Source organism: Atopomonas sediminilitoris (assembly GCF_022601735.1).
GTDB classification, from domain to species: Bacteria; Pseudomonadota; Gammaproteobacteria; order Pseudomonadales; family Pseudomonadaceae; genus Atopomonas; species Atopomonas sediminilitoris.
On sequence record NZ_JAKUMM010000011.1, the window covers coordinates 1 to 20,510 of the forward strand.

The 20,510-nt window shown below is 54.8% G+C and carries 18 protein-coding genes and 1 pseudogene; 5 read left to right on the forward strand and 14 right to left on the reverse strand.

Annotated elements, in window-relative coordinates:
- The first annotated feature begins 89 nt into the window (after window positions 1–89).
- On the forward strand, window positions 90–641 hold the full coding sequence (locus MKI83_RS15830; protein ID WP_241588239.1) for a DUF4166 domain-containing protein: 552 nt from the start codon (window positions 90–92) through the stop codon (window positions 639–641).
- Between the two features lie 83 nt (window positions 642–724).
- Window positions 725–1,099: a GNAT family N-acetyltransferase gene (locus MKI83_RS15835; RefSeq protein WP_241588240.1), complete on the forward strand. Its 375-nt coding sequence runs from the start codon at window positions 725–727 to the stop codon at window positions 1,097–1,099.
- Window positions 1,100–1,347: 248 nt separating this feature from the next.
- On the opposite strand, the gene MKI83_RS15840 is transcribed toward MKI83_RS15835, so the two are convergent.
- The gene (locus MKI83_RS15840; protein WP_241588241.1) at window positions 1,348–2,181 is read right to left on the reverse strand and encodes a DUF4437 domain-containing protein; all 834 of its coding nucleotides are present in this window, start codon (window positions 2,179–2,181) and stop codon (window positions 1,348–1,350) included.
- A 121-nt stretch (window positions 2,182–2,302) separates the two neighbouring features.
- Window positions 2,303–3,178, reverse strand: a complete 876-nt coding sequence (locus tag MKI83_RS15845; protein ID WP_241588242.1) for an AraC family transcriptional regulator — start codon at window positions 3,176–3,178, stop codon at window positions 2,303–2,305.
- Window positions 3,179–3,359: 181 nt separating this feature from the next.
- Here MKI83_RS15845 and MKI83_RS15850 point away from each other — a divergent pair, with 181 nt between their 5' ends.
- On the forward strand, window positions 3,360–4,532 hold the full coding sequence (locus MKI83_RS15850; RefSeq protein WP_241588243.1) for an iron-containing alcohol dehydrogenase: 1,173 nt from the start codon (window positions 3,360–3,362) through the stop codon (window positions 4,530–4,532).
- A gap of 46 nt (window positions 4,533–4,578) precedes the next feature.
- On the opposite strand, the pseudogene MKI83_RS15855 reads toward MKI83_RS15850, so the two are convergent.
- The 5 genes and pseudogenes from MKI83_RS15855 to MKI83_RS15875 form a co-directional block, all read right to left on the reverse strand.
- Window positions 4,579–4,711 (reverse strand): annotated as a pseudogene (locus tag MKI83_RS15855) (site-specific integrase); the annotation flags it as partial.
- A 541-nt stretch (window positions 4,712–5,252) separates the two neighbouring features.
- The gene (locus tag MKI83_RS16930) at window positions 5,253–5,450 is read right to left on the reverse strand and encodes a CopG family ribbon-helix-helix protein (protein WP_272493076.1); all 198 of its coding nucleotides are present in this window, start codon (window positions 5,448–5,450) and stop codon (window positions 5,253–5,255) included.
- A 128-nt stretch (window positions 5,451–5,578) separates the two neighbouring features.
- A complete protein-coding gene (locus MKI83_RS15865) occupies window positions 5,579–5,731 on the reverse strand; it encodes a hypothetical protein (protein WP_241588248.1) in 153 nt (50 codons plus the stop codon).
- A 44-nt stretch (window positions 5,732–5,775) separates the two neighbouring features.
- Window positions 5,776–6,489: a hypothetical protein gene (locus MKI83_RS15870; RefSeq protein ID WP_241588250.1), complete on the reverse strand. Its 714-nt coding sequence runs from the start codon at window positions 6,487–6,489 to the stop codon at window positions 5,776–5,778.
- A gap of 72 nt (window positions 6,490–6,561) precedes the next feature.
- Window positions 6,562–7,188: a hypothetical protein gene (locus MKI83_RS15875; RefSeq protein ID WP_241588252.1), complete on the reverse strand. Its 627-nt coding sequence runs from the start codon at window positions 7,186–7,188 to the stop codon at window positions 6,562–6,564.
- A gap of 154 nt (window positions 7,189–7,342) precedes the next feature.
- On the opposite strand from MKI83_RS15875, the gene MKI83_RS15880 reads away from it, so the two are divergent.
- Together MKI83_RS15880 and MKI83_RS15885 are read left to right on the forward strand one after the other, a co-directional pair.
- Window positions 7,343–7,921: a plasmid pRiA4b ORF-3 family protein gene (locus tag MKI83_RS15880; RefSeq protein WP_241588253.1), complete on the forward strand. Its 579-nt coding sequence runs from the start codon at window positions 7,343–7,345 to the stop codon at window positions 7,919–7,921.
- Between the two features lie 88 nt (window positions 7,922–8,009).
- The gene (locus tag MKI83_RS15885; protein WP_241588254.1) at window positions 8,010–8,372 is read left to right on the forward strand and encodes a metal-dependent hydrolase; all 363 of its coding nucleotides are present in this window, start codon (window positions 8,010–8,012) and stop codon (window positions 8,370–8,372) included.
- Window positions 8,373–8,628: 256 nt separating this feature from the next.
- Here the strand turns inward: MKI83_RS15885 and MKI83_RS15890 are convergent, their stop codons facing one another.
- The 7 genes from MKI83_RS15890 to MKI83_RS15920 form a co-directional block, all read right to left on the reverse strand.
- Entirely contained in the window at window positions 8,629–9,990 is a 1,362-nt protein-coding gene (locus MKI83_RS15890) for a Fic family protein (RefSeq protein WP_241588255.1), read from the reverse strand.
- A 299-nt stretch (window positions 9,991–10,289) separates the two neighbouring features.
- The gene (locus MKI83_RS15895; RefSeq protein ID WP_241588256.1) at window positions 10,290–13,532 is read right to left on the reverse strand and encodes an SNF2-related protein; all 3,243 of its coding nucleotides are present in this window, start codon (window positions 13,530–13,532) and stop codon (window positions 10,290–10,292) included.
- A gap of 11 nt (window positions 13,533–13,543) precedes the next feature.
- Window positions 13,544–16,645 carry a type I restriction endonuclease subunit R gene (locus tag MKI83_RS15900; protein WP_241588257.1) on the reverse strand — a complete coding sequence of 1,034 codons (3,102 nt, stop codon included), beginning with the start codon at window positions 16,643–16,645 and terminating at the stop codon, window positions 13,544–13,546.
- 25 nt (window positions 16,646–16,670) lie between these two features.
- A complete protein-coding gene (locus tag MKI83_RS15905) occupies window positions 16,671–17,660 on the reverse strand; it encodes a Fic family protein (RefSeq protein WP_241588258.1) in 990 nt (329 codons plus the stop codon).
- Window positions 17,661–17,704: 44 nt separating this feature from the next.
- The gene (locus tag MKI83_RS15910) at window positions 17,705–18,142 is read right to left on the reverse strand and encodes a type II toxin-antitoxin system death-on-curing family toxin (RefSeq protein ID WP_241588259.1); all 438 of its coding nucleotides are present in this window, start codon (window positions 18,140–18,142) and stop codon (window positions 17,705–17,707) included.
- 4 nt (window positions 18,143–18,146) lie between these two features.
- Window positions 18,147–19,169, reverse strand: a complete 1,023-nt coding sequence (locus MKI83_RS15915) for a DNA-binding protein (protein WP_241588261.1) — start codon at window positions 19,167–19,169, stop codon at window positions 18,147–18,149.
- Window positions 19,166–20,386 carry a restriction endonuclease subunit S gene (locus MKI83_RS15920; protein WP_241588263.1) on the reverse strand — a complete coding sequence of 407 codons (1,221 nt, stop codon included), beginning with the start codon at window positions 20,384–20,386 and terminating at the stop codon, window positions 19,166–19,168. Before MKI83_RS15920 ends, MKI83_RS15915 begins: the two co-directional genes overlap by 4 nt.
- Between the last annotated feature and the right edge of the window lie 124 nt (window positions 20,387–20,510).

The window sequence follows — 20,510 nt, forward strand, 5'->3', positions numbered from 1 at the left end:
ATGCGCTCAACGCCGCTCGTTTCACTCGCTGGACTGCCAAAAGCTGCGCTTTTGTCAGCCCGTTAGCTTAATCGTTACACGACTTAAATATGAATCTAGTAATCCAATGGTTTGGTGATAAGTTCGAGCGCCTTGACCCACTACTCCAGGAACTTCATCGCTATGGCGGTGAATTATCTGGTGTAGTGGTAATAGAGTATGGAAGCAGTATTGCTGGCTTGGTGGGTCATCGGTTAGCCCAAAAATTTGGCTTACCTTGTCTCTCGGGCGAGCATGAGTTCCATGTATCAATATCGCATACCGATTCCGCTCTTAACTGGTCACGGTGTTTTGATTCACAATATAAAATGGCCTCAGTATTTACCCCTCATGACCACTACCCAACAGGCTACTGGCGTGAAACAAGCGGCAGGTTATCGCTTACGCTAGGAGTTGTAGTTAAGGATGGCGGCTGGTATTGGGTACAACGAAAGATCACATTTATGGGAGTTCCACTTCCACTTTTCTTATTTCCATCATCAGAAGCCTACAAGCGCATCAATAACGGCAAGTACGAGTTTTCAGTCTCATTTTCACTGCCATTTATTGGCAAGCTTTTCAGCTATAGCGGTTTATTAACCCCGAAATTAAAAGTCGCATAACAATGTGCTCAAATCGCTCGCCTCGCTCACCGGGACAGGCTAAAGCCTTCCCCTTAACTTAATCGTTAGGCATCAAATCGAATATGCGTGTCGAACATGAATCACCCAATAAGGCAGATGTCATAGCCCTAATCGCAGGTCTCGACGCCTATCAAGACTCCCTATACTCAGCAGAAGCACGTTATGCGCTTGACCTCGCGTCACTCTCAAAATCCAATGTGCTTTTTTTTGTTGCGCGCGATGAACAACAATCCGCGCTTGGTTGTGGCGCTGTCGTACTGAATAAAACTTATGGCGAAATTAAGCGCATGTATGTGCTGCCTGAAGCTAGGGGGAAAGGCATTGCAAAGAAAATTATTGTTGCTTTGGAGACAAGTGCCTACGAGTCTGGCTGCAGAGAACTCATGCTTGAAACTGGGCCGTACCAACCTGAGGCACTTAGTTTCTATGCAAAATAAGGTTACGTAAGGCGGGGAGCTTTCGGCGCATACCCCGAGCACCCGCTAAGCGTATTCATGGGTAAATCACTCCGCCCAGCAAGTAGTACCAGTTCTGATGCCTAACAACTGGTTCAAGCCGTTCGCTGCGCTCACTGGGGCTGGCTATAACCCTATAGCCAGCCCCTTAACCAGGCGTTAACTGAGACGACGTTAATCACCAGATTGCGGAGCCAGCTCATTACCCCTCAATTGGAAAGTCAGCAATTTTATTTGCTAGATACCTTGTATGCGTTGTTCGTACGGATGTAGATCAGCGCGCCCTCTTCTGTCGCAAGTGCATGAGCATAATCACCAGAGGATGCAAAATAGCTGCCCGCAGTGAGTGCTTTCCCCTTGCTGGGAGTGCTTGATTGGTGGGTCACCTGACCTCGAATGACCACAGCACGAAACTCGCTAGCCGCCGTTGCGATTGCACCTTCAAATCCTGGCGCCAGCTTGACCATAGTGCCATTCAGCGCGCTCGGCTCATGACTACCCCACAGCTGCGTCACTTCGGCCTTCTCGCCGCTGATCGGCGTCAGCTCACTGGATGTGAGCCAGACTAGATTTTTCTCGTGAACATTTAGCGGGCGCTCGCCATTATCAAAGCGCTGCTCAGCAGGCTGCACCAGATATGGGCCGGCATCGATTTCTAGATAGATGAGATTACTGTCGCCATTCGCTGCTGTGATGTGATTTTCACCGGCGGGCTGCGTCCAGTACGAGCCAGTGGGCATCCACATTCTTTCAGCGGCAGGATCATCGTTATGCATTAGCCCTTCAATAACGATGCCACGATATGAAATGTTGTGAATATGTGGCGGCGACGCAAAGCCTTTGTTGAAACGTACCAACATGCCTGTCGCACCGTTTAGCGTGCGGTCGCCCCACAGGTTCGCTGCGCCAGGACTTTTATCACCACGCAAGGGATTCAAATACCCCCAAGTCACCTCTTCTGCAGTCACAACCTGCGAATTGCCATCGGCCGCCCACGCCAATAACGGCGATGCAGTAAGTACGAAAGAGAGCATTAATAACTGAGTGCTGAACTTTGCTCGCATGAGAAGTTCCTTGAATGAGTGATTGGCTAACCAACATAGAAGCTCCAGCTCAGCCAAAAAACCACTCAAAGAAGGAAACAGAATCAACCCATTATTGATAATCCACCAGCATCACTTCGGATTAACGCCCTTCGCGCATCAACTGCGCGGGGCTGTGACCGAAGTAGCGCTTGAACTCGCGGCTGAACTGCGAAGCGCTTTCGTACCCCACTTGATCAGCCGCCACGTAGGCCCTCATGCCCTGTTGGACGATAAAGTCGCGCGCTTTGCTTAGGCGGATTTTCTTTAAGTATTGCAAAGGCGAGTCGTCCGTCACCTCTTTAAAGGCGCGGTGAAACGCCGAGGTACTCATATTGGCTTGGCGGGCCAGTTGCTCGACATCTAAGTGCTGCGCGTAGTCGTGCTGTATCAGCTGTAGCGCCCGGGCCACGCGGGCGAAGTGGCCGTTGTGCGCGGCCAGTGCGTACAGCGCAGTGGCTTGGCCGCCTTGCAGAGCGCGAAAGAGTATCTCGCGCAGCAGAGCGGGGCCAAGAATGCGCCGTTCGTGAGCGTTACTGAGGCAACGAATCAGCCGCGCAATGGCATCGAGCATCTCGGCCTCCAGTGGTACTGGGGCAATGGCGCGTGGCATGGCGTGCTCGGCTTCATCGGCCGTCATCGCTGCTGTGCCCAGCTCGTCGATCAGCGCATTGAGCTGTGGCAGGTCGATGTCGATATACAAGCCGAGCAAAGGGCTTTGCGGGCTGGCGAAGGTTTCACATTCAAACGGCAAGGTGGCCGATACCAGCAGGTATGAGTTGGCGTCGTAAACAAACTGTTTGCCACCCAGATAACCCACCTTAGTGCCCTGCACCACGATGCAAATGCCGGGGTTGTAAACCAGCGGCGCACGCGGAATAGCCTGACGCGAGGCGAAGAAACGCACGCCTTCAAGGCCTGTTTCGGAGAAGCCATCTGGCAGGTTGAGTGCCTGCATCAAAGTCGCTAACGATTGCATGGGCGATTACAACAAAACAGGATTAGGCAACAAATATAGCAGTTAAATGCAGCTGATCATATCTGATAGCAGTTTTAGGCAAACTTTAGCCAGAAATGGGCGTTTCGCCCCGCTGGCCCTTTTACCCACAATGCAGCCCATCGACTCTCCGTGAGTCCCTGCAACAACCGAGGGTAATGCCATGCTGAATTTCAATTTCTATAATCCCACGCAGATCGTCTTTGGTCAGGGCCAGCTCAGCCAGCTGGACAGCCTAGTGCCGAAAAACGCCAAGGTGATGATCACTTACGGCGGCGGCAGCGTGCTGCGTAACGGCGTGCTCGCGCAAGTGAAAGCCGAGCTGGCCAAATCAGCGCGCAGCGTTAGCGAGTTTGGCGGCATTGAATCCAACCCCAAGTTCGCCACCGCCATGCAAGCGGTGGAGCGCGTGCGCGCCGAGCAGATCGACTTTTTGCTCGCCGTGGGTGGCGGCTCGGTGATGGACGCCACCAAGTTCATCGCCCTCGCCGCCGCTAATGCCGAGTACCAAGGCCAAGAAGAGCAGCTGCTGATTCACGGCTTTAATCCAGTGCCGGTGAATAACGCAATTGCCTTGGGCACCGTCGCCACCCTGCCGGCCACCGGCTCAGAAATGAACTGCTTCGCGGTGATCAGCCGTGACGAAAACAAGCTGCCGGTGTACAGCCCGCTGACCTTCCCTAAGTTCTCGATTCTCGACCCCGAGCTGACCTACACCCTGCCGGCCATCCAAGTGGCCAACGGCGTGGTCGATGCCTTTGTGCATGTGCTCGAGCAGTACGTCACCTACCCCACCGGCGCGCATTTCCAAGATCGCACCGCCGAGGGCATTCTGCAAACCTTGCTGGAAATCGGCAAAACCACCGTCGATGAGCCAACCAACTACGCCGCGCGCTCGAACCTCGTGTGGAGCGCCACCATGGCCCTGAACGGCCTGATCGGCTCGGGCGTGCCGCACGACTGGAGCGTGCACATGCTCGGCCACGAGCTGACTGCGCTGTTTGGCATCGACCACGCGCAGAGCTTAGCGGTAGTGCTGCCGTCGATGTGGCGCGTGCGCCGCGAGCCCAAGCGCGAGAAGCTGCTGCAATACGCCGAGCGCGTGTGGGGCATCCGCGAAGGCAGTGACGAGGCGCGCATCGACGCGGCCATCGCCAATACCGAGGCCTTCTTCAACAGCCTCGGCATTGCCACCCGCCTGTCGGCCCACGGCATCGACCAACAAGGCGTCGAACGCGTGCTGCAAGCACTGGATAAGCACGGCATGGTCGCACTGTCCGAACGCGGCGATGTGACGCTAGACATTTCCCGCCAAGTGCTGGAAATGGCTCTGTAACAAGGCTCACTGCATGAGCGCCGGCACATGGCTTTGGCTGTATGCCGGCCTCAGCCGCCTTCTTACGCGCGAAGGTTTGGCTCTCCGTGTAAACTTGTACCCCATCTTTTTTGATACAAATCTGAGCGGTGTAACTGACTGTGCCGTCAGCTCGCTTTCGCGTGCCTGATCGTTGCCATGTTGGTACATCCTGTAACCCAGTGGTTCAAGCGAGCTATCGAGTGGCACAGCGCACCACCTAGCTTTTAAAAAGGCTCGCAAAGCCCCGAAAACACGTTAGCAATGAGTAAGCCGGAGAACCCCATATTGCAAGGCTCAAACCCAGCAACCACGCCGAATACAGTGTCGCGCCGCTTCTGCGTTGCGCCGATGATGGATTGGACTGATAGTTAATATTTTCCTATATCTATCAATTGGTTAAGATTTTTTTAAATCTTACTTAAGCATTTTTTAAGCAACGAAAATCAGGCGTCTAGGCCATGGCAATAGCAATAAATGAGCCCCATGGCTGGAAAAACAGGTTGCCCCCTAGCATCTAGGGCTGAAGGTGAAGAAGGGATGCAAGCATTAGCGCTTGGTTAGCGAGCACTCTGCAGGCCGATTTCTGCAGTACCTGCGCGATCCGCCTGCGTGGTCAATCAAGTCAGTTACGAGGCTCAAATGCCGGCCGGCTTCCGGATACTCAGCCCAAGACGCCAGGGCCTCTTACTTGAAGCTCTCCTAGGCCTCTTCGAGCACTAAGTACTGCGTGATCACCTCACGCATAATCCAGTGGGATGAACGCTGGCGCAGGCCAGCCAAATGCTGAATACGACTTTTCATATCGTCATCAATCTTGATGGAGGTGGCCACGCCCCTCGAACAACTAAAAGTATTACCTTTGAGCACGCTAGCAGAGAAAAAGACAATGCTGTCCATGAGGACACTGATGGACACTTACCAGCAATCCACAGATAACAGTGTCTGGAGCAACCACGACAGCATTAATATGGGCTCAGCAAACAAGCGACCCGCGGAGCACGGCGCTCAGCGAACCTTTCGAGCCTTTATTGATTTTCTTCCTGACAGGCTTTGCTGTTGTCGCAACGCGGTTTGCTCGCCGCACGGCGATCTAACCAGCAGGCAACCCCAAAACCCACTAAGCCAATCAGCACATAGCAGGCTAAGGTGCCATACAACAACCAACTAACGCTGCTCATAAGCACCACCTAGATCAAGCTGGCCAAGCACTGAAGTCAACCACTTAATGGCTTGGCGCCACAAAATAATGCGCCTTGCCGCGGTTATAGATAGCTTTAGGGCGAACTTTATATTGGCCTGGGTCGTAAACATAAAACCATGCAGGCGCTTTAGCAGTAAACGCCTGCGCGCCCTCACCCACAACAGAAATATCCAAATAAATGGGTGCCCAATGCGGCTGCTGGCTGGCCATAAAAGACGGAGCAGATTCAAGGCTGGGGGTATAGCCGCCAAGCTGCTGGTACAGCTGTTTGGCAGACTTAAATCCTACATCGCCAAAGGGCATGCCCAGATAGTACGGCCGCCAATTGTCACTCACCTCCGCTTGTGGCTCGGCTGTGGTGCTCATGCGCTGCATTGCTTGCTTGGCGGCGGCAATAGCTCGCTCAATCGCTGCCTCGCCGCTGACCGCTTGATCGTGCGGCACCCACGCCACCATCTGTACCCTTTGGCTCGCTGTTGGCCTTGCAAACGCCCCCAATAGCAACATGCCGGGGGCTAAACTCAACGCGCCATCGATTAGGTTATCGTGGTTAGCCTGGCCACTCACATTCCCCTGCTGGCTTGCAAACTCAGCTTGGCTCACGTCTTCTGCAGGAATGGCCATCGCATCGGCAACCTGCAGGGCCAGCGAGGGCTCACCGGTGCGCGGAATCAACCCACAACCACTGGTTAAAGCCAGGGTCAGTGCCAAAAAAGCAGAATAATAAGTAGTCATACTCATCCCTGATGTGTGAAAGAAATTAAAAGCGGCAAAGCAGGCTTATGGCGCCTGCCAAACTGGGCGTTATTAATGATCAGATAAACCATACATGCTGCTGTAGGGCTCTATGCCCGCAAGCGCCAGTTCCATCTCATCGTCGTCATTACTGAACAGCCACTCAGTGTCACTGTTATAGACACCTTGTCCAACGGGCTGGCGTTTCGCCTGCATGGCTAAACATGCCACCCCATATATCAGCACGTTAATCATCATGGCCAGCGCCGCACCTGCGGCCAGCTCGGTTGCTCGGCCGTTCGCAAGCCATAGCAGCAGTATTACAACGCTCACCGCGAGCATCATGTAAAAGCATGCCAGCGGTCCGTTACTGTGTTGTGCTTTATGCAGCAATACACCTGGTAACGCTGCCACCTGAAGAAACAGCGCCATTAAACTCATCGCAATCAGCGCTCCATTAGCAGGCTGCCAAGGTGCCATCGTTAACGCTACGTGTTGCTTAAAAACCAGCGCCACGGTTACCAGCGACATCACAACCAACACCCACCCCTGATGCACTAACAAGCCAGGAGCTTGCGCAAGGTGATGCGCCAGCGTGTTCCAACGAGCCTGCCGACACTGCTGCACAAGACTTGCACTCAGCTGCCCTGCTCGCTTGATATGCCAGGCTGTCAGGGCAGTACTTCCGTAATCAGCCATGCGCGTCTGGGCGCTGTTAAGCCGAGTTAGCTCATCTAATTGCGCACGCACACTGCTCGATGCAGCAAATCCATCGCGCACACAGCGCTGCACGGCTTGCTCGGCCTCTTGCAGGGCATGCTGCAGTGTTTTTTCTAAGCGGGTGTGATCTGTCATGTCCGTTATACCGCGTAAAAATAATCGGGGTTACGGCTATCGCGGGCCTAGCTCTGTAGCCACCACACGTAAGCCTGCGCAATGTCACGCACGCTTAATCGCTGGGGTAACGACACAAGCTTGTTTGTTATCGCCCACACAAGCACACCCTTTTCTTCGCACGGATAACGCCAAATGCAAATCAGAGGAAGTCAGGCTTGATCAGAGTTCCTCCAGCCTTGGTGCGCGTGATGACCGCAAAATTAAGCTGCACCACGTGCTCAATCCCGATGTGCGTTTGCGCTATGTCTACGACTTTGGCGATGCGTGGCAGCATGTGATTGCCCTGGAAGACAGCGTGCCTTGGCAATCTAGCAGCACGTTGTGCGAGATGTTAGACGGTGCCAGTGCTTGCCCGCCGGAAGATGTCGGCGGAGTGCCGGGCTATCTGCACTTTTTAGAAGCCCTACAACACTCCTACAGCGACGAAGGCCGTGAAGCCCTAGAGTGGGTTGGCCAGCAGTTTGATCCGCAACACTTCGACGTACGCGGTGCCAACGCGGCGGTGCAGCGTATTTGCAACAACCTGTGGGGCTAAAAACGTGCCTTTCACACCATTTCACATGGACCCAGTCCTGCTGCGGCAAGGCAGCTTTTCACTGTTGGTATCTGGCTGAGCGCAGATAGTGATAGATCTGCAACCTCTGCTAGTGCTGCTCACTGGTGAAGGGAATTTGCACGGCTTTAGCCATACATTGTTGGGCGCGAGTTTACTGGCTGTTGTTGCGGCTTTAAGCGGACGCTACGTAGCCAGCTTAGGGCTTTGGGCATTAGGCCACGGCCAGACGCTACCGCTATCGTCGCGTGTGAATTTTATCAGCGCGTTTATTGGCACCTTCAGCCACGTGCTGCTCGATTGCGCAAGACGCCAATCAATCATTACCGGCTTCAAGAAAGACACGCAAAACACATTCGGCAAGTTAACCAATAATGATCCATCTAAGGAGCGCCGCACACACAAGCTAGGTCGTTCGGCCTTCCAGCTCTAATGGTTAATCGTTTACTTGCACCGGGCCATTGATGCTCTTGTAACCAGGGCATTGCCCCTCTGCAGCCGTCTTGGCCATGGACGAGTCCGTCGCCTTGATTATGACCAAGAGTGTGGAGCTGTTCCCTGCATTCGCGACCACTCGCACTATCGACACGCGAAATGTTTTGAGCTTTTTGCAACCCTCTGAGATCGTCGAGCAGCTATGCTACAGGGGTTAGCGACAATCTGCGTCGCGCAAAAAAAACGGCCGCACGTTAGTCAGTGTGACGTGCTTTCCAGCGGGCGAACTCCAAAGGCCTCAGACCGTAGCGCGCAAGAACCCCTTCGTGCAGTCGGCGAAGCTCCTCAACGATGAGAGCCTGTACATCAAGTCGCTCGCGCTCTGGTACCGCCTCAGAAATCGACGACTGAATGCAACTCAAAGGGTCAAGCTCTGCATTGATAACCACTTCTCGAACGGTTGCTTTGATCAAATCCCGCCAGATCAGACGCAACGGGTCCGGCTCTGCCAAATCCTGCTTGATGGCTAGATATTCTTGGGTTGAGCGCTCGTAAGCCCAGAGGTATAGATCACGCAAAAGCTCCACCCTAGTCATTTCATACACACCTAGGATCGCTCTGCTGTACGCCTGCTCTGGCACATCTAAAAAGGTGAGCGGGCAAAGATTAGCGCGAAAAAGGGGCAGATTCGCGGCGAGCCGAGACGTACGCTTGTTGATGTCCGCAAAAGGCTGCAGGTAGGGCAAATGAACCATCATGAAGAAAGACTGCTCGAAGGGATCCCTAATCTGGTTGGCTTTACCGAGCAATGAATCAAGCGTGACCTCAAGCTGTTGAGGTGTAGCTAGGGGGCGGTAGGTGCTTTTACCGATATCAACAGCGTGCTGACGAATGCGGCCTTCATCGGCAGGATTTGGCAGCAAGTTCTCCGCCAAAGCGCTGTGCAGATTCATCAAGGTGTAGCGATTGAACTCCGCACTGTCGATGTTCTCAACCAGCAGCTCAATGGCCGTTTTATGGTTCAAGATCATCTGTGTTTCGATGGCAGCTTTACCCTTGGCAGCTGTGCCATGCTCAATCAGCTGACGAGTGTCGAGCCTAGAGTAGGTGTTGCCTTCCAGATGGCTAGAAGCCCAAGACAAGTCAATCAGGAGACGATTCAGCACAGCACGGCTGTATGTGCCGGCAGGTTCTACAGCGTCGGTAGTTTTGCCCATTCGATGTAATTGTCGCCGTATTGATTGCGGCAGGTAACTCGTTACATTCGGCTGATATGCGTCTAAAAAGTCGTGTTGGTAGCCAACCGGCTTGCGCGCCTCTGGCGGTTGATTGATGTATGCAAGAACATCACGACTGTCTTCCGACAACGGGATATAGGACGGAAAGCTATCGGGATCGCCTTCAACAACGCTCGACTCAGACACTGGTAGCATGCCGAAATAGCGTCTTGCTCGGGCCTCCCCCTGCGCCACAACCTGACCGCTTTCTATAAGCTTGGCGATGGTCCGCTGAACTGTTCGCCTAGCCAGCTCAGGGTGCTTCGCTAGTAGCTCAGCGAGCGTCAAACCTTGCTTAGAAGCATGGATACTGGTGACGAGATCGGTCATTAATGACATAGCAACGTGGCGCCATTCAGAGTGCTTTTGGCGCAATTTTGGCGTAATTCTAAAAACCGCGCCACTTATGGTGGCGATTTTGGCGCAGTTTAAGCGCTGCCACCTCAGTGAGCAGCTCTGGGCCAACCCTCTGTTGGACGCCAGGCTTTGCATGGCATGAGGCAATATAGGGTCAGACAGCTTAAAGGTGTTGCACTGAGCTTTAGCGACCGCCACATCTCTGCTGAGCCTAAAAAGGCGCTTCTAGTAGTGTCTGCTGATCCAATTGACACTATCACAAACAGCACATTACGCCGCAGCTACCCTGAATAACCCAACACACACGCGACAATCCGCTCTTCCCACGTTTGCCGCATGGCGATGCCGGAAACACGTTCGATCACTTGCTCGACGGGCACAGGCTTAGCCAATAAGTCTTTGTGAATGTCGCGCAAACGCGTGATGGCTGCACGTCTGCCGACACGCTCTAGATACCGCGACCACGTTGGTCTAACGAGGTCTAGCCAGGCATCAGCCAACTGCGCCCAGTCTGGGCAGTCGTTTTTGCCAGTGGTTTGCAGCGTTTCTATAAGCCATTGAACTTGCTCAGCTTGCTCAGCGGTGGTTATCCAGCCTTTTTGCTTGGCCCAACGTGGGATAACGTCTGCCATTTGTTCCAAAGCACGTTGCTTGCGGCGCGGCAGTAATAAACGCTCTTTACTGGTCAGCTGCGCCAACAAGTTAACCAAGGTACGAGCCGATGAATGACTGGGTGGCAAATCACTCACCTCTTGCGGCAATCGTTCTCGCAAGGCGGTCACCACATCGTGCAGATTCACTAAAGGTTGTTGAGCCTCATTGGCCAAGAATATCCAACGAGGTGCGCTGTGCGCGTTACCTGCCAGGCAAGCAAACAGCCATGGCTCATGCGCTGGCACCAAACTTACCCGCGACAGCACCACTTCTGCTTGGTCAACAAGCTGCGCATATTCAGCAGGCTCTAACAGCGCCTTTGGCCCCTCTACAAGCCCACGCACCGGTGCAAAGGCATCTTCAATCCCATCCCAAGGGATTGCTTCACGGGCTTTAATTTCTCTCTCGACATCTTCGTAGCGAATCACGTGAGAAGCGCTGCCCTCAGGCTGCATTTCATTGGGCAGCTGCAAATTGCCACCCAGTAACGCCTCCACCTCTTCTGTTCGCGCCACAAACTTTTCATCCGCTTTCAGTGCAAAGGCGGATGCATCCAGTGGCCACCAACATTCGATCGTATCGTGCGGGCTATCCATTCGATCGATCCGCCCGACACGCTGCTCAGCAAAGCGCACCACGCTAGGCATGTCCAAATGCACCATGGTGGAAGCACGCTGCAAGTTCACCCCTTCAGACATAGCGTCGCTACACAGCGCGATAACACGCCCAGCGCCATGAATAGGATCTAAGCGCTTTTGCAGGCGTTCGTTTTGCGTTTTATTGCCGCCCACACCGAGTAAGACATCCACTTTGAGTGGCTTAGGCTGCTGCATCAGTAAATGACGCAAATAGCGTAAGGTCAGTGGAAAGTGATCAAACGCAATCACTTGCTCATGCCGCTCGGCCAGCTCAAGCAGCAAACTGCACTTGCGCTGCTCGCGGGTGTCACTCATTTTTTCAAGTTGCGTCAAGATGCGGTTGTACGCCCAGGCCTCAGCGTCACACACTTTCTTATGTTCTTCTGGGTCTGTAAGCCAATCAGGCAAATGGATGCCTAACAGGTTTTCTGGCACACGGCCTTTTAGCGATTCAATCCGCTCCAGCATATTGCCGCTATCGTCTTCACCACCCTTCTCACCCAAAGTCGGCAAGCCCATGGCTTCAAGCGCCTTAGTCTCACCGAGTATGTGGCGAAATAACGCCAATCGAGATGATCGCAAACTCGCCATCACATGATGCTGAGCCAGCGAACTCGCCGAATGCAAACGCATCGCCAGATACTTATCTGCCGTCACGCCTTGGCGTGCCAAGGCTTCTGGTAGATACAGCGGTTTTTCGAAATGCCCAACGCCTTTCAAATGTCGTGCAAGCACAGCAATCTGCTTCGCCAAGCGGATATCGCCTTCAGGCTCATTCAGCGGATAGCCCACCGCGCTATGCACTGGATAGCGACAAATCCTCCCACTGGCATTGGTATAGGCCTTTGGCTGCTGAGCCACCATGGCATTGAGCTGAGTTTTGGTTCTGCGCACGGTAAAACTGGCAATCGCCGACTTTAACTCATGCAGTTCGTGGGGCTGGATTTCCGCGTGATGCCCTTTGGCGCGACTCAACCGCTCAAAAATCGCCAGCACCGGGTCGTCAAAGTTATCAGCCCCAAGAATATCGATAAGGCGCAATAAGTCTTTGGCTGAGCGATTGATCGGGGTGGCTGTAAACAACACGGTCTGATCTGCCAAGTTATGCAGCAACTGACGTGTGCGCTTGGAATGCTGATTAAGAAAGTTATGTGCCTCATCGACAGCCAAGGTTTGCGCCTGTGCCAGTTGCCTAGCAATGATGCTGTCTTCTGCCGGCTTGAGCACACTTAACGAGCCATGCGAAATCACATCTAACGCAAGCTGACAGCGCGTTCTTTCGTTATCCCAGTTGGGGGCTACTAAGGGTGGGCAAACCATGGCCATTTGCCCTTTATGCCCGCGCGACATTGACCAAATACGATCATAGATAGCACGTAGCAGATGAGCCCCCATACGGGTTTTACCTGAGCCGGTAGCATCCGCCACTAACACACCGCCCACAGTTTCCAGCAAGTACAAAGCTTGCCCAATACCTTGCTGCTGTGAGGGCCAAAGCCTGGTGCCTTGGTGTGCATTCAGCGATTGCCAGTACTGCTCAGCCCAGGTGCCGTTGAGCAGTTCAGCACAAGCGCGAGCCATGGCCTCTTTCCAACTCACAAACCGCAGCAGCTCCCTCAACAGAGCTATCAAGTGGTCCCGTGCGTCAAGCCCCTGCAACCATAAGTACTCAGCGACCTGCCAAACCTCGTTAAACCGTTGCTTTTCTTGCCCTTGGGTAAAACGAACATTGGCTTCATGCTGAAAAGTAAGCCCAGGCTCAGTGAAATTGCTGGAGCCCAACGTAACGGCGGTCGCGGTGCAATACAGCTTGGCATGCACGCGAGGACCAGCGCCCGGATAACGCACCTGCACAGCACCTTGCTCAAGTAATTCGATACAGCGAATCAATTGCCCGCTTAAACGCAGTGAAACACCCCGTGCGCGCCAATAAGTGCGCACCTCTTCACTAAAGTCATGGCGCTTCAAGCGAAATTCCTGCTGCCGGCTTGGGCTGGGCTCAGAGCCCAACAACAAGCGCAAACAGCCTGTTTTATCGCCACGCTGGCTGATCAACATCAGCAACTGATCAAGCCCGCTGTACCCAGCCACCACCAGTGCCTCACCCGGTTGGGTCAAGTCACCCAGCAAGGTGGCTTGCACCTTACGACCCGGCGCATTGAGCGGCATGCGTCCCGCCGAGGGCAAATCGGCGGGTAAGGGTTGGTACTCATCAAACAGCGATCCCTGCATGCGTACTCCGGTTACATCCACGCCTCACACAGCGTTTCAGCCTGGGCCAATACCAACTGCGCAGCCTCTTCTTGCTGATCCGGCGGGTATTTGTACTTGCGCAAAATGCGCTTAACCATAAGGCGTAACTTGGCGCGCACGCTGTCGCGGTTGCTCCAATCCACCGTTACGTTCTGCCGGAGGCTGTCGGTGAGTTCGTGGGCAATCTTGGCGAGAATTTCGTCACCCAGCTCACGCACCGAAGCTTCGTTATTTGCCAAGGCATCGTAGAAGGCCAGTTCGTCATCATTGAGCCCTAACTGCTCGCCGCGCTGACTGGCAGCAGCGAACTTTTTCGCCATTTCAATCAGTTCTTCGATGACCTGGGCGGTTTCGATGGAGCGGTTCTGATAGCGCTTGATCACGCTATCGAGCAGTTCAGAGAACTTCTTTTCCTGAGCTAGGTTGCTGGCAAACTTGCTCTTGATCTCACCTTCCAGCAGGCGCTCCAGCAGCTCAACGGCAAGGTTTTTCTCTGGCAGGTTGCGCACCTCGGCGAGGAACTCGTCATCCAGCAAGCCGATGTTAGGCTTATCCAGCCCCACGGCGGCAAACACATCAACCACGTCCCCTGACACCACGGCATTGCCGATGATCTGGCGGATGGCCAGCTCGCGCTCTTCATCGGTTTTCTTTTTTGAGCTGATGTCGCGCTTAGTAAGCATGACCTTGATGGCTTGGAAAAAGGCCACTTCTTCGCGCACGGCTTTAGCTTCATCCAAAGTGCAGCAGAGGGTGAACGCCTTACTCATAGCCAAGGCGTTATCGGCAAAGCGCTTTTTGCCCTCTTTAACGCCCAGTACGTGGTTGGCTGCACCAGCGAGCAGCTTATGCCCACCGGTTAAAAAATCGCGGTAATCAAAGCCATGCAACAAGCCACGCAGCACATCAAGCTTTTCCTCCAGCACTGCATATGCCTCATGAGCGTCCACCGTGGGCCTGCCCCGACCTTTGCTGGCTGTGTACTCTTTCAGCGCTGCTTTTAGCTCGTTAGCAATACCGATGTAGTCCACCACCAAGCCGCCCTGCTTGTCTTTGAACACGCGGTTTACCCGGGCGATGGCCTGCATCAGGTTGTGGCCCTTCATGGGTTTATCGACATACAAAGTATGCACGCAAGGTGCATCGAAGCCGGTCAGCCACATGTCACGCACAATCACCAACTGCAGCGGGTCTTTCGGGTCTTTGAAGCGCTTCTCCAGGCGTTTCTTCACTTGGCTCGGGTAGATATGCGGGCGCAGCAGGGCTTTGTCCGAAGCACTGCCGGTCATCACGATTTTTACCGCGCCCTTTTCCGGGTCTTCGTCATGCCACTCCGGACGCAGCGCGATGATCTCGTTGTACAAGTGCACACAGATTTCGCGGCTCATGGCCACCACCATGGCCTTACCGCTTTGCGCCTGATTGCGCTCGGCAAAATGCGCCACCAGATCGGCCGCCACGCTTTTAATCCGTGGCTCAGCACCGACCACCTTTTCCAACGCTGCCCAGCGAGACTTCAAGCGTGACTGCTGATCTTCTTCCTCATCCTCAGCCAGCTCATCGACCTCCTCGTCGATATGCGCCAGCTCCGCGTCTTTGAGCGACAACTTAGCCAGGCGTGACTCGTAGTAGATGGCCACGGTGGCGCCATCTTCCTTGGCCTGCTGCATGTCGTAGACGTGGATATAGTCACCGAAAACCGCACGGGTATCGCGGTCTTCACTTGAAACCGGCGTGCCGGTAAAAGCAACAAAGGTGGCATTGGGCAAAGCATCGCGCAGGTGCTGGGCGTAACCCACCTGGTAGCGCGCACTGGCTTCAGCAGCCTGCAAACCAGGGGCTTTGAGCGAGGCACTGAAACCGTATTGGGTGCGGTGCGCCTCGTCGGCCACCACCACGATATTCGAGCGCTCCGAGAGCACTGGGAAGCTGTCTTCATCCTCGCCCGGCATGAACTTCTGGATGGTGGCGAAGACAATGCCGCCGCTGGGGCGGTTAGCCAATTTCTCGCGCAAGTCGCCCCGCGTAGTCACCTGCACCGGTTGCTCACGCAGCAAATCCTGCGACAGCGAGAACACACCAAACAGCTGGCCATCCAAGTCGTTGCGGTCGGTGATCACCACGATGGTCGGGTTTTCCATCGCCGCTTCTTGCATCACCCGTGCGGCGAAACAGGTCATGGTGATGCTCTTGCCCGAGCCCTGAGTGTGCCAAACCACCCCGCCCTTGTGCGTGCCACCGGGGCGCGAAGCATTCACCACCTGCACAATAGCCGCACGCACCGCATGAAATTGGTGATAGCCGGCGATCTTCTTCACCAGCCGGCCGTCATCCTCAAACAGCACAAAGTAACGCAGGTAATCGAGCAAAATGGCCGGTTGCAGCACACCACGCACCAACGTTTCTAGCTCGTTAAACTCTCCCAACGGATCAACTGCCACTCCATCGATAGTTCGCCAGCGGGCAAAGCGCTCGATATCCGCCGACAGCGAGCCCATGCGCGCCTCGCTGCCATCGCTGATGACCAGAATCTCGTTGTAGTGGAAGACGTCCGGAATCTGTTCCTTGTAGGTCTGGATCTGATCGAACGCCTTGATCAAGTCGGCATTCACATCCGCTGGATTCTTCAGCTCCAGCAATACCAGCGGTAGGCCGTTGACGAACAAGATGATGTCCGGCCGCCGCGTGTGCTTGGGCCCCTGAATGCTGAACTGATTGATGGCCAACCACTCGTTGGCTCGCACATCCGCCCAGTCAATCAGACGAACAAAGTCGCCCCGGGTCTCACCGTCCTTCTGGTACTGCACCGGCACGCCGCTGACCAGCAAGCGATGGAATAGGCGGTTGGCCGAAAGCTGCACCGGCACACCCAAATCGACCACTTGTTTCAGCGCATCTTCGCGTGCCGTCATTGGCACATCGGGGTTTAACCGTTCAACGGCTCTGCGTAAGCGGCCTATCAGCAGCACATCGCGGTAACTTGCACGCTCGGGGTTGTCGCCATCGTGGGCGATGTCCGGCCCATAGAGGTGCGTGTAACCCTGCTCACCGAGCCAGCCGAGGGTTTCCTGTTCCAGTTGATCTTCAGTCATTCGTCTGCCTTACCTGGCCTAAGCATCACAAGGACTTGCGCCGGTACCGTTGTACCGGGCTGCGCGGTGATGCGGGATCAGTCATTTCAATCAAGCCAGCCGCTAATGCCGGCTTGAGGTAGTTCTTAGTAAAGGTGGGCCTATGCGCCAAACCCAAGCGCTGCATCAGCTCGCTCGACTTGAGCGCCGCCCCAGGCGACAGCACCTGCAACAAGCGAGCTACTTGATCGCTTACTTGATCGCCTACTTGATCGGTCTGACCCGCTTCCTGCAGGGCCTGGCGCAACGCCGCCAACATAAACTCCACAAAAGGCGTGGCTTCGGCCGCTTGGTCGGCCGCTGCCAGTGCGGCGTAGTAGGCCTCCTGCTGCTCACGAATCACCGTTTCGACCGGTAAATAGGCCAGCACAGGCCGCCACAGACTAAGAATCAGCGTCTGCCACAAGCGCCCCATACGCCCATTGCCGTCGGCGAAGGGGTGGATGAACTCGAACTCGTAATGGAACACACAACTGACGATCAGCGGATGCCAGTCACTGGCGCCAAGCCAACGCAGCAGATCCTGCATCAGTTCAGCCACCCGGCTGGCCGGGGGCGCCATGTGCAGCAGACGCCCCTCGCGGTAAATGCCGACACCGCCCTGGCGATAGCGCCCGGCGTCATCAATCAGGCCCTGCATCAGCAGGTCATGAGCAGCCAGCAGATCAGCCTGCTGTGGCGGCTGCCAGCTCGGCATGGCGTCATAAGCCGCGAAGGCGTTACGTACTTCCTGAATTTCTCGCGGCAACCCCAGCACCCGCTTGCCATCGAGCAGCGCCGTGACCTGCTCCACACTCAGAGTGTTGTTCTCGATGGCCAGCGACGCCTGAATCGTGCGAATGCGATTACCCCGACGCAGCTGCGGCGTCAAAGCCTCACTGCGCGTCGCCGTCAACCGCCCCACCTGCTCGCTGATCTCGGCGACCAGGGCGAGCATGTACGAGGTGAGAGTCAGTGGCGGCTGGTACGGCCTCATGCATTCAACTCCAGCTTGAAAAAAGGGACTCTGTGCGATCGCATTCAGGCTCCTAGGCTTTCCAGCAGTTCAAGCTTGAGATCCTCAGGGAAGTCATCATCCTGAATCAGGGAAATAACCAAACGCTGTAGCAATTCCTTATTGATCTTCCCCTCGGCCACTGCAACCACAATATTTTCCATCTGGACAAAAAACTGCGGCACGCAATAGTCGTAACCATTCAACGTCAGAAAATAAGCTCCCAGCGTCAGGCTCGATCGCTTGTTACCGTCGTTGAAGGCATGGAATTTGTTGATGGCAAAGATCAGATGCGTCAGCTTGGCGTCGAAGGTGGGGTAGTAGTCGTCGTTCTGGATATGCTGCAAAACGCTTTCCAATTGCCCCAGATCCTTTAAGCCGGGCAAGCCACCCGAATGCTCAATAATCCAGTCATGCACATCAACGGCATGCTGGGCATCGAAGTACAGCGTCAGGTCAGCCATGGCCTCAACGATCCTTCAGCCGCTTGAGCACGGCCATCAGTTTCGGGTCTGACAGTCGCTCTTCCAGCGCCTCGCTGCGCTCCCCAAGGAAGCGGTCGAAATCGGCTTCCGGCACCGCCTGGACATAGGCCTCCAGCTTCTGGTGCAGCGCTTCGCGAAAGCCCAGATCGCGGCTGGCCATGCGGGTTCGGGCGTCATCTATCGAGGGCTTTAGATAGGGGCTGTCAGCGGCCTCAGCTAGCAACTGGTCAACTTCTGCGGGCTTGAGCTTGCGACCCAATTGTTGCGCCAACTGCTGAATGCTGACCGCCAGACCGCTTTCAAAGCTGGCCAAGGTCTTCAGCACTTCGGCATACATCGTGTCGCGTGTGCTGTCGCCATCCGCCAAACGCAGCACCTGCTTGTACTCACGGGCGTTTTCGCAAAATACCGCCTTGTAGATCTTGTCCGTGTAAACCGCGTACTTGTGGTTGCCCATATCGACATGGTCACGCAAGGCGTTGGTGAACTGCTTGCGGTAGCTGTCCTCCATGAAGGCCGAAGGCAGGTAATCCTGGTCACGCTGGTTGATAAAGCGGGTATGGCCACCGGTGCGCTCTGCCACCACATCCAGCACGATATCCAGCATGCGGCTACGAATGGCCTTGGCCCTTTCACTCTCCGTCACCAGCATTGCAAGGTTCAGTACCGCGCGAAACGTGAATACGCCTAGAGCAGGCACCTTAGCGCCTATCAAGTCGACGACACTGATGTCGTCGACTTGAGCTAACTTCATGTTTTTTAAGGATTTTCCCTTTATAACCTGATAACCATTCTGCTTGAGCTCGGCTTCGTGGCTGGCCAGATAGCGGTCGATGGTGCGCTCATCCACGTCCAGCAGCTCGGCTACGTGCGACTTGAAAAAGACCACTTCGCCTTCAATGCGCAGGCCGCCCAAAGCCAGATGCTCCTCCAGCTTGCTCAGGGCATAGCGGTTGTTTAGCACGTTGCTGCGCGCCACTGCCGAGGTCGTCAGGTCTTTGCTCATACCAAGGCCTCCTCCAATTGTTCTTGGGCTTCCGGCAAGCGCAGTTGGCCGGAGATTAGGCGGGGCAAAAGGGTGTCGCGGAGTTGGGTAAGGGTTTGGGCTCGGTGAATACCCTCAATCATTCGTGACAAAAGTGGATGTATAGCCTCATTCAGCTTTGCTGCGATGTCTGATGGCGGAACGACAATTGGATAAGCTGCCAAGTCTTTCCAGTTCACGCGGGGCATCTTTGCACCATTCGAGAGACGGTCCGCATAGCTGATCAAAGTCTCACTAAACAAGTACATTGCTACCACGCCAAAATACGCTCTCTCCTTGGGCTGACAGACCAAAATATCCGTCGAGCAGACCCCAGAGAACGGGGCGAGGACCACCTTGTGGAAATATGGGCGAAGCTTGCCGAACAGTATGTCCCCCTCGGAAAATGCAGCCTTTGTGCTCTCCAAGCCGTCGGCATTTCCCCAACTGCTTAAGCTCAGCGACTTTCGAGGAATGTGCTCTAGCCCAACGTAGCGCACATCAGCATGTAACTCAGAAACTTGAATTTGCCGCCTTACAGTCTGCGCAATGACTCCCAAGTTCCCAGCCCTCCACCCCTTAGGCACCAAGCCCAGTTCGGACTCTTCGAAGCTGTCGGGGAACAGGGCGGCGGTGGGGGCGTCCATGGATTGGGGTTCTAGCCCTTCGGCCTTGGCGCGCACGGGGTCGAAATCGACGAACCAAGATTTGAACAACGCCTGGGCGATGGCTTCCAGGGTGGCGTTGGTTTCGCGTAGCAGGGTTATGCGGTCGTCGAGGGAGCCAAGAAATGCAGCGATCTCCTTCTGCTCCGTCACCGGAGGCATAAAAATTGATGCTTCATGAAGATGATTTCGGTTTACACCCGGCACCGCTGCCTTATCCGAGTACGCGAGAAAATCTAACGTCTTCAAAAAATAATGGACGAACTTCGGATGGTTTCCCTTGAAATCACGGACATAGAGAGTGGTATTAAGAGGCCAAAAATCGTCCTCAACATAGAAGACCTGACCGATTGTTCCATATCGCCCCGTAACGACTCCTGGCCCCTTTACCATCGCTGTATTGTGAGAGTCGCTTACCCCAGATGAAGATACCAAGGGCACAACTCCTTTATTACGCTTTGCCTGAGGCAAATCGTAGCCACGCTTAAGCTCAATTACGTCGCCGAGTTTCCCGCTATACCACTCAGAACTCATACCCCACCCCCCCAGCTTCTGCCGGATCAGCCCCGTAGGTCGGGTTAGCGCAGCGTAACCCGACGCCCTGCGGCAACAGGCCATCGCCATGATGTCGGGTTACGCCCTGCGGGCTAACCCGACC

What these genes read in the sequence shown, in the direction of transcription:
- MKI83_RS15850 (WP_241588243.1), top strand. Translation starts at nt 3,360, where the DNA reads ATGCTGAATTTCAATTTCTATAATCCCACGCAGATCGTCTTTGGTCAG.
- MKI83_RS15870 (WP_241588250.1), bottom strand. Translation starts at nt 6,489, where the DNA reads ATGACTACTTATTATTCTGCTTTTTTGGCACTGACCCTGGCTTTAACC.
- MKI83_RS15875 (WP_241588252.1), bottom strand. Translation starts at nt 7,188, where the DNA reads ATGGCTGATTACGGAAGTACTGCCCTGACAGCCTGGCATATCAAGCGA.
- MKI83_RS15865 (WP_241588248.1), bottom strand. Translation starts at nt 5,731, where the DNA reads ATGAGCAGCGTTAGTTGGTTGTTGTATGGCACCTTAGCCTGCTATGTG.
- MKI83_RS15845 (WP_241588242.1), bottom strand. Translation starts at nt 3,178, where the DNA reads ATGCAATCGTTAGCGACTTTGATGCAGGCACTCAACCTGCCAGATGGC.
- MKI83_RS15895 (WP_241588256.1), bottom strand. Translation starts at nt 13,532, where the DNA reads ATGCAGGGATCGCTGTTTGATGAGTACCAACCCTTACCCGCCGATTTG.
- MKI83_RS16930 (WP_272493076.1), bottom strand. Translation starts at nt 5,450, where the DNA reads ATGGACAGCATTGTCTTTTTCTCTGCTAGCGTGCTCAAAGGTAATACT.
- MKI83_RS15840 (WP_241588241.1), bottom strand. Translation starts at nt 2,181, where the DNA reads ATGCGAGCAAAGTTCAGCACTCAGTTATTAATGCTCTCTTTCGTACTT.
- MKI83_RS15905 (WP_241588258.1), bottom strand. Translation starts at nt 17,660, where the DNA reads ATGAGGCCGTACCAGCCGCCACTGACTCTCACCTCGTACATGCTCGCC.
- MKI83_RS15900 (WP_241588257.1), bottom strand. Translation starts at nt 16,645, where the DNA reads ATGACTGAAGATCAACTGGAACAGGAAACCCTCGGCTGGCTCGGTGAG.
- MKI83_RS15880 (WP_241588253.1), top strand. Translation starts at nt 7,343, where the DNA reads ATGTCCGTTATACCGCGTAAAAATAATCGGGGTTACGGCTATCGCGGG.
- MKI83_RS15910 (WP_241588259.1), bottom strand. Translation starts at nt 18,142, where the DNA reads ATGGCTGACCTGACGCTGTACTTCGATGCCCAGCATGCCGTTGATGTG.
- MKI83_RS15830 (WP_241588239.1), top strand. Translation starts at nt 90, where the DNA reads ATGAATCTAGTAATCCAATGGTTTGGTGATAAGTTCGAGCGCCTTGAC.
- MKI83_RS15835 (WP_241588240.1), top strand. Translation starts at nt 725, where the DNA reads ATGCGTGTCGAACATGAATCACCCAATAAGGCAGATGTCATAGCCCTA.
- MKI83_RS15915 (WP_241588261.1), bottom strand. Translation starts at nt 19,169, where the DNA reads ATGAGCAAAGACCTGACGACCTCGGCAGTGGCGCGCAGCAACGTGCTA.
- MKI83_RS15920 (WP_241588263.1), bottom strand. Translation starts at nt 20,386, where the DNA reads ATGAGTTCTGAGTGGTATAGCGGGAAACTCGGCGACGTAATTGAGCTT.
- MKI83_RS15890 (WP_241588255.1), bottom strand. Translation starts at nt 9,990, where the DNA reads ATGTCATTAATGACCGATCTCGTCACCAGTATCCATGCTTCTAAGCAA.